A 12,193-nucleotide genomic window follows, 5' to 3' on the forward strand; every position below is an offset into this window, starting at 1 on the left:
CGGTACCCGCCGCACACCGTGCCTTGCCGGTACCTGCCGCACACCGTGCCTTCCTGACAGTTCATGCCACGACTCTGGCCCGCGCCACTAAATCTGACGTACCGTCATTTCCGCCCAGGTGCCACCCGTACACCGCCCCGGAGGTTTCGTCATGCCCGCCGACCGCCCCATATCGCTCGACGAGTACCCCATCCACCAGGCCCCGTTGTCGATGAAGCACCTCGTCACCGGCGACCGCAACGCCTACGACCGCTGCATCTTCCACGTCTTCGACCACGCCGGCCGCGCCGTACTCATCGTCGGCCTCGGGGTCTATCCCAACACCGGGGTCATCGACGCCTACGCCACCCTGCGCGTCGGTGACGAACTCCTCGCCGTCCGCGCCTCCGACGCCCTGAGCGACGACCGGATGAACCTCTCCGTCGGCCCGCTCCGGATCACCGTCGACGCACCCCTCAAGCGCATCGGGCTCACCTGCGCCGCCGACCCGGACGACCCCGACGGACTCTCGTACGACATCAGCTGGACCGCCGAGTTCCCCGCCGTCTGGGAGCCCCACCACACGCAGCGCCGCGGCGACCGCCTCATCCTCGAAGGCCGCCGCTTCGTCCAGGCGGGTCACGTCACCGGCACCATCCGAGCCAAGGGCGAGGAGCACGTCCTCGACGCCGCCGGGTGGACCGCCACCCGCGACCGCAGCTGGGGCGTGCGCCCGATCCCCGGGGAGGACGGCGCCCGCGCCGCCGAGGAGCACCGGCCCGAGGGCTTCCACTGGCTCTGGATCCCCGTCCGGTTCGAGGACCGCTTCCTGATGGTCATCGCCCAGGAGGACGCCGACGGCCTGCGCAACCTCAGCGAAGCCGTCGAGGTCTTCCCCGAGGACAGCGGCCGTCACGACGTACAACTCGGCTGGCCGCACACCGACATCCGCTACCGGCCCGGAACCCGCCACCCGGTGAGCGCCGTCGTGCACCTCACCGACCCGGCCGGCCGCAAGCCCCTCGAACTCGGCGTGGAGATCCTGAACTCCTCCCCGCTCGCGGTCGGCGCCGGCTACCCGCCCGCGTCCGACTGGCAGCACGGCACCTGGATGGGCCGCGGCTGGACCGATCGCCGCGCGTACGACCTCTCGGACCCCTCCGCCCACCCGATGGCCGCCTTCGGAGTCACCGACCACTCGGCCCGCTTCACCCTCGACGGCCGGACCGGCTTCGGCATCTTCGAACACGGCAGCTTCGGCCGCCACGACCCGAGCGGCTTCACCGACTACGGCTCCGTGGCCCCGTAGCGGCGCAGCAGCAGACGAGGGCCGGACAGCAGCAGGACGAAGGCCGGACAGCAACAGGCAGGTCAGGCAGGAACAGGAAGGGGTACCCCCATGGCAGGACCGGCACCACGCCCCCGCACCTCCACCCGCGAACCCGAGGAACTCGGCCGGCGTCTCGCCGCCTGGCTCGACACCGAGCTCCCCGGCGCGAAGGTCACCAACGTCTCCGTCCCCGGCTCGAACGGCATGTCCAGCGAGACCCTGCTCTTCGACATCGAGCACCCGGACACCCCCGTCCACGCCTGCGCCCTGCGCCTCGCCGCGGACCCGGCCGCCTACACCGTCTTCCCCACCTACGACATGCCCCGCCAGCACCGCGTGATGAGCCTGGTCGCCGCGCACACCGACCTGCCCGTTCCGCGCGTCCAGTGGCTGGAAGAGGACCCGGCCGCGCTCGGAGCGCCCTTCTTCGTGATGGCCCGCGCCGAGGGCCGCGTACCGCCCGACGTGATGCCGTACACCTACGAGGGCAACTGGCTCCACGCCGCGACCGACGCCGAGCGCGCCGGACTCCAGGAGGCGAGCATCTCCCTCCTGGCCCGGCTCCACGACCAGTTCCCGCCCGAGGAGGCGCAGTTCCTCCTTCCCGAGGGCGACGGCAGCCCGCTGCGCCGCCACGTCGGCGCCCAACGCGCCTACTACGACTGGGTGGTGGCCGGAAAATCCAGGTCCCCGCTGCTGGAACGGGCCTTCGCGCGCCTCGAAGAGCTCTGGCCGGCCGACGAGGGCGGCCCGGCCGTCCTCAACTGGGGCGACGCGCGCATCGGCAACGTGATCTACGAGGCCGACGGCTTCGCGCCCGTCGCCGTCCTCGACTGGGAGATGGCGGCCTTCGCCCCGCGCGAGGTCGACCTCGGCTGGACGGTCTACCTCCACCGCTTCTTCCAGGACCTGACCGTCGGTTTCGGCCAGCCCGGACTGCCCGAGTTCCTGCGGCGCGACGACATCGAGCGCCGGTACGCCGAACTCACCGGGCACACGCCCCGGGACATGGAGTTCCACACCCTCTACGCCGCCCTGCGGCACGGGATCGTGATGCTGCGCATCGCCTACCGGCAGGCGCACTTCGGCGAGGTGCAGGTCCCGGCGGACCCGGACGGCCTGATCCTGCACCATGCCAGCCTGGCCGCCATGGTGCAGGGAACGTACTGGTAGCCCGGACACCGGAGTTCGGGGTCGCGGGAGTGGATGCGCCGACGTGGGCGCGGACGCGGGAGGCGGTTGCGCGGACGTACGGCGCGCGGGCGGCGGCCCGGGCGGCTCAGGCGGCCTGGGCGTGCTGCCGCATCTGCGGCAGGACCGCGGGCGCCGGCATCCGGACCGGGCGCGAGCCGGGGCCGCCGACGTGCGAGAAGGGCTGCGTACGCCAGTCCAGGCCCTGCGGCAGCGCGAGGTGCACGACGGGCTCCAGCTCCACGGTCCCCTCCACGGCGGGTCCCAGGGTGGGCAGCGCGTCGGAGGCGGGCCGCCCGGTACCCGCGCACACCGTGAGCCCGAAGGGGTTCCACGGGGTCAGGCAGAGGGCGTGCTGCGGCAGGAACTCCTCGTCCGCGACGAGGGCGATGGCCTGACCGCAGTCCGGGCAGACGGCGTGGTGGATCTCGAATCCCTCGCCGTATCCGAGGTAGTCGTCGTCGTCGGCGTAGTCGCCCTCGACGATTTCCAGGGGCTCCGGTTCGGTGCGACCGGCGCGCTTGGTGTTCAGCATGGATGTACTCCCCCTTGGGTGGGCCGGGCGGGCAGCTTCTTCGCCCACGGCCATCCCAAGCACTTCCCGTCGCGCGGCACGAGTAACCACATCCGGCCGTCGTACGCCCGCGTACCCCTGTGGCCTTGGTCACATGCCCGGCGCAGGTGCCGTGCGGTGCCGCGTCAAAACGTGGACACGGCTGGGCCTGAGGCGGCCCAGGGACGTAGGTTGTGCGGCTATGAGCGCAATGGAGGAGCTGGACCGCCAGATCGTGGATCTGCTCGTGCGGGACGGGCGGATGAGCTACACGGACCTGGGCAAGGCCACCGGCCTGTCCACGTCGGCGGTCCACCAGCGAGTACGCCGCCTGGAACAGCGCGGAGTCATCCGCGGCTACGCGGCCGTCGTCGACCCCGAAGCCGTCGGGCTGCCGCTGACCGCCTTCATCTCGGTCAAGCCCTTCGACCCGAGCGCGCCGGACGACATCGCGGACCGGCTGTCCGGGGTTCCGGAGATCGAGGCATGCCACAGCGTCGCGGGCGACGAGAACTACATCCTCAAGGTCCGCGTCGCGACCCCTCTGGAACTCGAGGACCTCCTCGGGCGCCTGCGCGCCCTGGCCCACGTCGCCACCCGTACGACGGTGGTCCTCTCCACCCCGTACGAATCCCGCCCCCCGCGCGTCTGACGGCCGCCCGGCCGGGACCGCGCCGCGACCCACGCCGGGACCGGTACGGGACCTCGTGCCCGTCCGGCCCGGGAGCGGCCCCGGCCCGGGAACCCCGCGGTCCGACCCCGACCGTCAGGACGGCGCGCCCCAGAGGGGAGACTGTCGGCATGACAGACCGCACTGCCGACTCCGCCACCGCCGCCGGAACGCCGGGCACACCCGCAGCCTCCGGACCCCAACGGACCGTCCTCCTGCGCGGCGGAGAGGTCCACAGCCCCGCCGACCCCTTCGCCACCGCGATGGTGGTCGAGCGCGGCCACGTCGCCTGGGTCGGTTCCGAGGGCGCCGCGGACGCCTTCGCGCAGGGCGTGGACGAGGTCGTCGACCTCGACGGCGCGCTCGTCACACCCGCCTTCACCGACGCCCACGTCCACACCACCTCGGCGGGCCTCGCCCTGACCGGACTGGACCTCTCCGGGGCGGCCTCCCTCGCCGAGGCCCTCGCGCGGGTCCGGGCGTACGCCGAGCGCCGCCCCGCCGACCGGGTCCTCCTCGGGCACGGCTGGGACGCGGCCCGCTGGCCCGAGCGCCGTGCCCCCGGCCGCCGGGAACTCGACGAGGCCACCGGCGGCCGGCCGCTCTACCTCAGCCGCATCGACGTCCACTCCGCCGTGGTGACCACGGCCCTGCTGGACCTCGTTCCCGGGGTCCGCGGCACCGGCGACGAGCCGCTGACCCGCGACGACCACCACCAGGTCCGCCGCGTGGCGCTCGAGGCCCTCCTCCCGGCCCAGCGCGCCGAGGCCCAGCGGGCCGCCCTGGACCGGGCCGCTTCCCTCGGCATCGGGTCCGTCCACGAGTGCGGGGGTCCGGACATCTCCTCCGCCGAGGACTTCACCGCCCTCATGGAGCTCGCGCGCACGCGCCCCGGCCCCCGGGTCTTCGGCTACTGGGCCGACCGCGACCTCGACCAGGCCAGGGCGCTCGGCGCCGTCGGGGCCGCCGGCGACCTCTTCGTCGACGGCGCCCTCGGCTCGCACACCGCCTGCCTGCACGCCCCGTACGCCGACGCGGGCCACACCGGCACCGGCTACCTCGACGCGCACGACGTCGCCGCACACGTGGCGGCCTGTACCGAGGCGGGGCTCCAGGCCGGTTTCCACGCCATCGGCGACGCGGCGATCAGCGCCGTGATCAGCGGCGTCACGGCCGCCGCCGACAAGGTCGGCCTTGACCGTGTGCGGGCAGCCCGCCACCGCGTCGAGCACGCGGAGATGATGACCCCGGCGGCCATCTCCGCCTTCGCGGCGCTCGGCCTCACCGCGTCCGTCCAGCCCGCCTTCGACGCGCTGTGGGGCGGCGAGGAGGGCATGTACGCCGACCGGCTCGGTGCGGAGCGCGCCCGCACGCTCAACCCGTACGCGGCCATGCTCAAGGCCGGCGTCCCGCTCGCGTTCGGCTCGGACGCCCCCGTCACCCCGCTCGATCCCTGGGGCACGGTCCGCGCGGCCGCGTTCCACCGCACGCCGGCCCACCGGATCTCCGTCCGGGCCGCGTTCGCCGCCCACACCCGCGGCGGCTGGCGGGCCCTGGGCCGCGACGACGCCGGCATCCTCGTTCCCGGCGCCCCGGCCGACTACGCGGTCTGGCAGGCCGCCGAACTGGTGGTGCAGGCCCCGGACGACCGGGTCGCCCGCTGGTCCACCGACCCGCGCTCCGGCACCCCCGGACTGCCGGACCTGACCCCCGGCGCGGAGCTGCCGGTCTGCCTGGCCACCGTCGTCGGCGGCCGGGAGGTATTCGTACGGCCACAGGAGTGATCCGCCGCTCCCTGGTTCGGTAAGGGCGGCCGGACCCGGATAGGTTCGGCCGGGTCCACCACCGGACGGAGCCGTTCGCTCAGCCGCGCCCGCGCCTCGGGGGCGAGGGAAGGTTTCGCTAGAAGGGGTCCCCCTGCTCCGAGGGAGCACGGGGGAGGGTGGCCTCCGGTCGGGGCCCGTCGGTCCAGTAGACAACGGTCAGGCGGCCCGCAGCCAGCGGGCGCCGGTCCGGCCCGAAGGACCGCGGGCTCCGATCGCTGTTCTAAAATCATCCTCTGCGACACGACGTACACGAAGACGTACGGGATGTACGAGAACGCAAAAGGGGAATCAGTGAGCGACGGCGGACAGCGAAGCTACGGACCGCTCGGCACGGCCTTGGTGATCATTCCGACCTACGACGAGGCGGAGAACATCGGGCTGATCGTCGGCCGCGTCCGCGCGGCTGTGCCCGAGGCCCACATCTTGGTCGCGGACGACAACAGCCCCGACGGGACGGGAAAACTCGCGGACGAGCTGGCGGCCCAGGACGAGCACGTCCACGTCCTGCACCGCAAGGGCAAGGAAGGGCTCGGGGCGGCCTACCTGGCCGGCTTCCAGTGGGGCCTGGACCACGGCTACGGCGTCATCGTGGAGATGGACGCCGACGGCTCCCACCAGCCCGAGGAACTGCCCCGGCTGCTCACCGCGCTCGAGGGCGCCGACCTGGTGCTGGGCTCCCGCTGGGTCCCGGGCGGCCGGGTCGTCAACTGGCCGAAGAGCCGCGAGTTCCTCTCCCGCGGCGGTTCCACGTACTCCCGGATGATGCTGGGCGTCCCGATCCGGGACGTCACCGGCGGCTACCGTGCCTTCCGGCGCGAGACCCTCGAGGGCCTCGGCCTGGAGGACGTGGCCTCCGCCGGGTACTGCTTCCAGGTGGACCTGGCCCGCAGGGCCGTGCGCAAGGGCTTCCGCGTGGTCGAGGTGCCCATCACCTTCGTGGAGCGCGAGTTCGGCGACAGCAAGATGAGCAAGGACATCGTGGTGGAGGCCCTCTGGCGGGTCACCCAGTGGGGCGTGAAGGAACACGTGAACAAGGTGACCGGCAGACTCCGCGGCAAGTAGCCCGCGGCAGGCCGTCCGCGGCGGCAGCCGGAACGGCAGCCGGTGGTCGCCGGCGCTGCCGTGCCCGTCCCGGCCAGCAACGGCACCTGCACCCCTAGGGGATGTCCGGTACCTCCGGCTGAGGACGCTTTTATGTCGCCCCAGGCACACTGGTGGTATGACGACCGGAGTTCCGACCAACGCGGCCCCCCGGCGGCGTTCGTCCGCCCGCACCTTCCTCCCCCTTGCCATCGCGGCCTGGCTGATCCTGGAGATCTGGCTGCTCAGCCTGGTCGCGGGAGCGCTCGGCGGCGGTGCCGTCGCCCTGCTGCTCGCGGGCGGTCTGGTACTCGGCGCGGTGGTCATCAAGAGGGCCGGGCGGCGCGCCTTCAAGAACCTGACGGACACCTTCCAGCAGGCCCAGGCGGGCCGGCAGCCCGCCCCGGCGCAGCCCGGCAAGGGCAACGGCCTGACCATGCTGGCCGGCCTCCTCCTGATGATGCCGGGCCTGATATCCGACGCGGTGGGCCTGCTCTGCCTGCTCCCGCCGGTCCGCGCCTGGATCGGCCGCCGCGCGACCAGGACGCTGGAGCGCACGATGTCGTCGGCGCCCACCGGTTCCCTCGGCGACGCCTTCCAGCAGGCCCGCATCCACTACCCCGACGGCAAGGTCATCCCGGGTGAGGTCATCACCGGCGAGGTCGTCCGCGAGGACCGGCCGCGGCAGTCGGGCGCCGAGGCCGCCTCCGACCCCGGCTACCGGCCGCCGCTCACCCCCTGATCCACGGGAAAGCCGAGGGCCCCCGCCACAGTGTGGCGGGGGCCCTCGGCTTCTTGCTGTCGTGCTGTGCTGCTGTTGCTGTGCTGGCGTCCGGCTGTCAGGCGGACTTGCGGCTGTCCCGCGGATGCACGGCAATGTTCATGGCGCCGGAACGAAGGACCGCCAGCCTCTCGGCCAGCACTTCCTCCAGCTCCTCGCGGGTGCGTCGCTCCATGAGCATGTCCCAGTGCGTTCGCGCAGGCTTGCCCTTCTTCTCTTCGGGCCCGTCCCCGTCCACCAGGAGTGCCATGGCGCCGCACGCCTTGCACTCCCACTCCGGCGGGATTTCTGCCTCAACCGAGAACGGCATCTCAAATCGATGTCCGTTCTGGCATGCGTACTCCACCGCCTGGCGCGGGGCCAGATCGATGCCGCGGTCCGTCTCGTAGCTGGTAACCACGAGCCGCGTACCGCGGAGAGCTCGCTCACTCATGAATCGTGCCTCCCGGGCTTGTCGCCCACAGGACAGGTGTCGCTGTCGTCGTCATCCGGTCAACGTCCGGTCGGCGGTATAGATTCCCGCTCCGGGTCGTGCGTCGCCCGTCGTGCCGCCCCTTGTTGTACCCACCAATGCCCGTTTTGTCACATCTGGCAGCAGATGTCACCCAACGTCTTCACTTCGCGGGCACGCAGTAACGGTCCGCCTGGCAGGCCAAAGGCGTACACTACCGGCCCTTCGCTTGAACGTCGAAATCTGTTCCGAATTCGCGTCCTGGATCCCTTCCGGGTCCGCTCGGGGCCCACCCGATATCCACCCGAGTCCACTCGGACCCGGTCAGATCCGCTCGGGTACAGGATTCCCCGCCGCCTCCACCGCGCGCCGCACCGGCACTCTGGCGAGCAGCACGAAACCCAGTGCGAAGAAGACCACCAACGAGATGATCGCGTCCCGGTAGCTCCCCGTGACCTGGTAGGTGATGCCGAAGACGAGCGGTCCCACCCAGCTCAGCCCGCGGTCGCTCATCTCGTACGCCGAGAAGTACTCCGCCTCCTTGCCGGCCGGCACCAGGTGCGAGAACAGCGAGCGGGACAGCGCCTGGCTGCCGCCCAGCACCAGCCCGATCATCGCGGCGAGCGCGAAGAACCACACCGGGGTCCGGGCCGGCAGGAAGTAGCCGACGGCCAGGGTCAGCCCCCACGCCGCCAGCGAACCGAGAATCGTCCGCTGGGACCCGTACCGCGCCGCCAGCCGGCCCATCCCCAGCGCACCCGCCACCGCCAGGACCTGCACGAGCAGCACGGCCACGATCAGGGTGGACTGCTCGAGCCCGAGCTCTTCCGAGCCGTAGACGGAGGCCTGGGAGATCACGGTCTGCACGCCGTCGTTGTAGATCAGGTACGCCAGCAGGAACGACAGGGTCAGCGGGTAGCGCCGCATGTCCTTCAGGGTGGCGACCAGCTGCTTCCAGCCGCTGAGGGCCGGCCCCGCCTCCCGGACCACGGCCCGGTCCCGCAGCCGCCGCAGCGGGATGACCGCGAAGGCACCCCACCACAGTCCCGCCGAGGCCAGACAGATCCGGACGGCCGCGCCCTCCGAGAGCCCGAACGCATCGTGGCCCTGGTAGACCACGAGGTTCAGTACGAGGACGAAGGCGCCCGAGGTGTAGCCGAAGGCCCAGCCGCGCGAGGAGACGGTGTCCCGCTCGTCCGGCGTGGAGATCTGCGGCAGATAGGCGTTGTAGAGCACCATCGAGACCGACAGCGCCGCGTTCGCGACGATCAGCAGCAGCCCTCCGAGCAGGTAGCGCTCGCCGCCCAGGAAGAACATCCCGGTGGTCGCCGCCGCACCCGTGTACGCGGCCGCCGCCAGCAGCGGCTTCTTGCGCCCGCTGCGGTCCGCGAGCGCACCCGCGAGCGGCATGATCAGGACGGCGACGATCACCGAGGCCGACACGGAGTAGGCGAAGTACGAGCCGGCCCGCACCGGGATGCCCAGCGGGTGCACGTAGCCGTCGGCGTCGGCGGCCGCCTTGGCCACCGCCGTCAGGTACGGCCCGAGGAACACGGTGAGCACGCTCGTCGAATAGACCGAGCAGGCGAAGTCGTAGAAGTACCAGCCGTGCTGTTCGCGTTTGCGTGCCGCGGCGGCCGCGGCGGCGGTTCTGCCGTCCTCCGCACCCGGTTCCGCTTGATCTGTGGTCTGCGCACTCATGAGTGCCCCCTCGCTGGTCCCCGTACCGCTGCGGCCGCCGACCGTCCGCGCGCGGGCCCTCGGCCTGTCAGGCCCAGGCCCCGCGCCGGTCCAGCACCGTGCGCAAGATGTCGATCCGGTCGGTCATGATGCCATCGACACCGAGGTCGAGCAGCGCCTCCATGCGTTCCGGTTCGTTCACGGTCCACACGTGCACCTGCAGTCCCCGTTCGTGCGCGGTGCGTACGAACCGGCGGTCCACCACGCGGATGCCCGCCTGGGTCTCCGGGACCTGCGCCGCCACCGCGCCCGCGCGCAGCGCCGCCGGGATCGCGTACGAGCGCAACCGCAGCCCGACCACCCCGCGCACCCCGTACGACGTGGCCAGCCGGGGGCCGGCGATCTTCTGGGCCCGTGCGACCCGGCTCTCCGAGAAGGAGCCCACGCACACCCGGTCCCAGACTCCCGCGCGCGCGATCAGATTGACCAGCGGGTGCAGGGCGGACTCGTCCTTGACGTCCACGTTCCAGCGGGCCTGCGGGAACTCCTCCAAGAGGTCCTCGAAGAGGGCCAGCGGCTCGGTCCCGCCGGCCCGCGCTTCCCGTATCCGGCTCCACGGCTGCTCCCGGATGCGGCCGCGGCCGTCCGTGACCCGGTCCAGGGTCGCGTCGTGGAAGGCGACCAGTTTGCCGTCGGCGCTGGCGTGCACATCGGTCTCGAAGTACCGGTACCCCGCCCCGGCGGCCCGCCGGAAGGCGGCGGCGGTGTTCTCCAGCCCGTCCAGGGCCCCGCCGCGGTGGGCGAAGGGGATCGGAGCCGGGTGGTCGAGATAGGGATGGCGAAGGCGTTCGTGCGTCACGGCGGCAGTATGCCCCCTGTTCCCGCCGGGGCGGGAGCGCCCCGGTGTCCGGCAGGCCAACGGCCCGCGGCAGGGCTCCGGCGGCCGCTGGGGCGCCCGCGCGCGGGGCGAGGTCCGTCCGCCGGGTACCGCGGCCCGCCCCGCGCCCGGGGGCCCCTGGCCCGAGGGAACCACCGCGTGACACTCTGGACCGGCAGGACCAATCCAATACCGGGCCCCAGTGGCCGGTAGGGGGCCAATTCGACGAAGGTGGACCGGAACCCATGGCGCAGTGGACCTCGGCCGTTGGCGCCGCACAGCTCGGCCGGCTCATCACCTCCCAGCAGGGACGGGCCGCGGTGCCCGGCGCGCGCAAGCTGCCCGCGTACCGCTCTCTCGCCGACGGCATCCGCCTCCTCGTCCTCGAGGGCCGCGTTCCCGTCGCCGCGCGCCTGCCCGCGGAGCGGGAGCTCGCCGTGGTGCTCTCCGTCAGCCGCACCACCGTCGCCGCCGCCTACGAGGCCCTGCGCGGCGAGGGGTTCCTGGAGTCGCGCCGGGGCGCCGGCAGCTGGACCTCGGTGCCGGCCGGCAACCCGACGCCCGCACGCGGCCTCGAACCCCTGCCCCCCGAATCCCTCGGCTCCATGATCGACCTCGGCTGCGCCGCCCTCCCGGCCCCCGAGCCGTGGCTCACCAGGGCCGTCCAGGGCGCCCTCGAGGAACTCCCCCCGTACGCCCACACCCACGGCGACTACCCGGCCGGGCTGCCCGCCCTGCGGCGCATGCTCGCCGACCGCTACACCGAGCGCGGCATCCCGACCATGCCCGAGCAGATCATGGTCACCACGGGCGCGATGGGCGCCATCGACGCCATCTGCAGCCTCTTCGCGGGGCGCGGCGAGCGGATCGCCGTCGAATCCCCCTCCTACGCCAACATCCTCCAGCTCATGCGCGCCGCCGGCGTCCGCCTCGTGCCCGTGGCCATGGCGGAGGGGCTGGCCGGCTGGGACATGGACGTCTGGCGCCAGGTCCTGCGCGACTCGGCCCCCCGCCTCGCGTACGTCGTCGCCGACTTCCACAACCCGACCGGCGCGCTCGCCTCCGACGAGCAGCGCCGCGCCATGGTGCAGGCCGCCCGCTCGGCCGGCACCGTGCTCGTCGCCGACGAGACCATGATCGAGCTCCAGCTCGACCAGGACGTGGAGATGCCGCGCCCGGTCTGCTCCTTCGACCCGGCCGGCTCCACCGTCGTCACCGTCGGCTCCGCCAGCAAGGCCTTCTGGGCCGGCATGCGCATCGGCTGGGTCCGCGCGGCTCCCGACGTCATCCGCAGCCTCGTGGCGGCCCGGGCCTACGCCGACCTCGGCACCCCCGTGCTGGAACAGCTCGCGGTGAACTGGCTGATGCGGACCGGGGGCTGGGCGCAGGCCGTCGAGATCCGCCGCGACCAGGCCCGCGAGAACCGCGACGCGCTGGTGGCGGCGGTGCGCCGGGAGCTGCCGGACTGGGAGTTCCAGGTCCCGCGCGGCGGCCTGACGCTGTGGGCCCGCGCGGGCGGGCTCTCCGGCTCCCGGCTGGCCGAGGTGGGGGAGCGGGTCGGCGTACGGGTTCCCTCGGGCCCCCGGTTCGGGGTCGACGGGGCCTTCGAGGGGTACGTACGGCTCCCGTTCACCGTCGGCGGCCCGGTGGCGGAGGAGGCGGCCGCCCGGCTGGCCGCCGCGGCCCGGCTGGTCGGCACGGGAGCGGGCGGCGGCGGCGCGGAACCGCCGCGCACGTTCGTCGCGTAGGAGCGCCGCCGGCCGCCCGCCCCCGCC

At 73.0% G+C, this 12,193-nt stretch carries 11 protein-coding genes; 7 read left to right on the plus strand and 4 right to left on the minus strand.

Annotated features, from left to right (window positions below):
• Positions 1 to 151: 151 nt before the first annotated feature.
• Together ABZY44_RS16670 and ABZY44_RS16675 are read left to right on the plus strand one after the other, a co-directional pair.
• Positions 152 to 1,288 carry a hypothetical protein gene (locus ABZY44_RS16670; RefSeq protein WP_356654310.1) on the plus strand — a complete coding sequence of 379 codons (1,137 nt, stop codon included), beginning with the start codon at positions 152 to 154 and terminating at the stop codon, positions 1,286 to 1,288.
• 90 nt (positions 1,289 to 1,378) lie between these two features.
• Positions 1,379 to 2,482 carry a phosphotransferase family protein gene (locus ABZY44_RS16675; RefSeq protein ID WP_356654312.1) on the plus strand — a complete coding sequence of 368 codons (1,104 nt, stop codon included), beginning with the start codon at positions 1,379 to 1,381 and terminating at the stop codon, positions 2,480 to 2,482.
• A gap of 106 nt (positions 2,483 to 2,588) precedes the next feature.
• On the opposite strand, the gene ABZY44_RS16680 is transcribed toward ABZY44_RS16675, so the two are convergent.
• Positions 2,589 to 3,035, minus strand: coding sequence for a hypothetical protein (locus ABZY44_RS16680; RefSeq protein WP_356654314.1), 447 nt, complete (start codon positions 3,033 to 3,035; stop codon positions 2,589 to 2,591).
• Between the two features lie 229 nt (positions 3,036 to 3,264).
• Here ABZY44_RS16680 and ABZY44_RS16685 point away from each other — a divergent pair, with 229 nt between their 5' ends.
• The 4 genes from ABZY44_RS16685 (at position 3,265) to fxsA (ending at position 7,371) form a co-directional block, all read left to right on the plus strand.
• A complete protein-coding gene (locus ABZY44_RS16685) occupies positions 3,265 to 3,705 on the plus strand; it encodes an Lrp/AsnC family transcriptional regulator (protein WP_356654368.1) in 441 nt (146 codons plus the stop codon).
• 149 nt (positions 3,706 to 3,854) lie between these two features.
• A complete protein-coding gene (locus ABZY44_RS16690) occupies positions 3,855 to 5,507 on the plus strand; it encodes an amidohydrolase (protein WP_356654316.1) in 1,653 nt (550 codons plus the stop codon).
• 333 nt (positions 5,508 to 5,840) lie between these two features.
• Positions 5,841 to 6,611, plus strand: coding sequence for a polyprenol monophosphomannose synthase (locus ABZY44_RS16695; RefSeq protein WP_356654318.1), 771 nt, complete (start codon positions 5,841 to 5,843; stop codon positions 6,609 to 6,611).
• Between the two features lie 157 nt (positions 6,612 to 6,768).
• Positions 6,769 to 7,371: an FxsA family membrane protein gene (gene fxsA / locus ABZY44_RS16700; protein WP_356654320.1), complete on the plus strand. Its 603-nt coding sequence runs from the start codon at positions 6,769 to 6,771 to the stop codon at positions 7,369 to 7,371.
• Positions 7,372 to 7,468: 97 nt separating this feature from the next.
• On the opposite strand, the gene ABZY44_RS16705 is transcribed toward fxsA, so the two are convergent.
• The 3 genes from ABZY44_RS16705 to ABZY44_RS16715 all read right to left on the minus strand — a co-directional run bounded on the left by ABZY44_RS16705 (position 7,469) and on the right by ABZY44_RS16715 (position 10,400).
• Positions 7,469 to 7,843 carry an RNA polymerase-binding protein RbpA gene (locus ABZY44_RS16705; RefSeq protein ID WP_007262928.1) on the minus strand — a complete coding sequence of 125 codons (375 nt, stop codon included), beginning with the start codon at positions 7,841 to 7,843 and terminating at the stop codon, positions 7,469 to 7,471.
• 342 nt (positions 7,844 to 8,185) lie between these two features.
• Positions 8,186 to 9,562: an MFS transporter gene (locus ABZY44_RS16710; protein ID WP_356654322.1), complete on the minus strand. Its 1,377-nt coding sequence runs from the start codon at positions 9,560 to 9,562 to the stop codon at positions 8,186 to 8,188.
• A 67-nt stretch (positions 9,563 to 9,629) separates the two neighbouring features.
• On the minus strand, positions 9,630 to 10,400 hold the full coding sequence (locus tag ABZY44_RS16715) for a glycerophosphodiester phosphodiesterase (protein WP_356654324.1): 771 nt from the start codon (positions 10,398 to 10,400) through the stop codon (positions 9,630 to 9,632).
• 263 nt (positions 10,401 to 10,663) lie between these two features.
• Here ABZY44_RS16715 and ABZY44_RS16720 point away from each other — a divergent pair, with 263 nt between their 5' ends.
• Entirely contained in the window at positions 10,664 to 12,166 is a 1,503-nt protein-coding gene (locus tag ABZY44_RS16720; RefSeq protein WP_356654326.1) for a PLP-dependent aminotransferase family protein, read from the plus strand.
• Positions 12,167 to 12,193: the final 27 nt, after the last annotated feature.

This window comes from Streptomyces sp. NPDC006544, assembly GCF_040611715.1.
Taxonomy (GTDB): domain Bacteria; phylum Actinomycetota; class Actinomycetes; order Streptomycetales; family Streptomycetaceae; genus Streptomyces.

Bases quoted from the DNA above. Each gene is read 5' to 3' on its own strand.
- ABZY44_RS16680 (WP_356654314.1), bottom strand. From the start codon at position 3,035: ATGCTGAACACCAAGCGCGCCGGTCGCACCGAACCGGAGCCCCTGGAA.
- ABZY44_RS16705 (WP_007262928.1), bottom strand. From the start codon at position 7,843: ATGAGTGAGCGAGCTCTCCGCGGTACGCGGCTCGTGGTTACCAGCTAC.
- ABZY44_RS16685 (WP_356654368.1), top strand. From the start codon at position 3,265: ATGGAGGAGCTGGACCGCCAGATCGTGGATCTGCTCGTGCGGGACGGG.
- ABZY44_RS16710 (WP_356654322.1), bottom strand. From the start codon at position 9,562: ATGAGTGCGCAGACCACAGATCAAGCGGAACCGGGTGCGGAGGACGGC.
- ABZY44_RS16720 (WP_356654326.1), top strand. From the start codon at position 10,664: ATGGCGCAGTGGACCTCGGCCGTTGGCGCCGCACAGCTCGGCCGGCTC.
- ABZY44_RS16670 (WP_356654310.1), top strand. From the start codon at position 152: ATGCCCGCCGACCGCCCCATATCGCTCGACGAGTACCCCATCCACCAG.
- fxsA (WP_356654320.1), top strand. From the start codon at position 6,769: ATGACGACCGGAGTTCCGACCAACGCGGCCCCCCGGCGGCGTTCGTCC.
- ABZY44_RS16675 (WP_356654312.1), top strand. From the start codon at position 1,379: ATGGCAGGACCGGCACCACGCCCCCGCACCTCCACCCGCGAACCCGAG.
- ABZY44_RS16690 (WP_356654316.1), top strand. From the start codon at position 3,855: ATGACAGACCGCACTGCCGACTCCGCCACCGCCGCCGGAACGCCGGGC.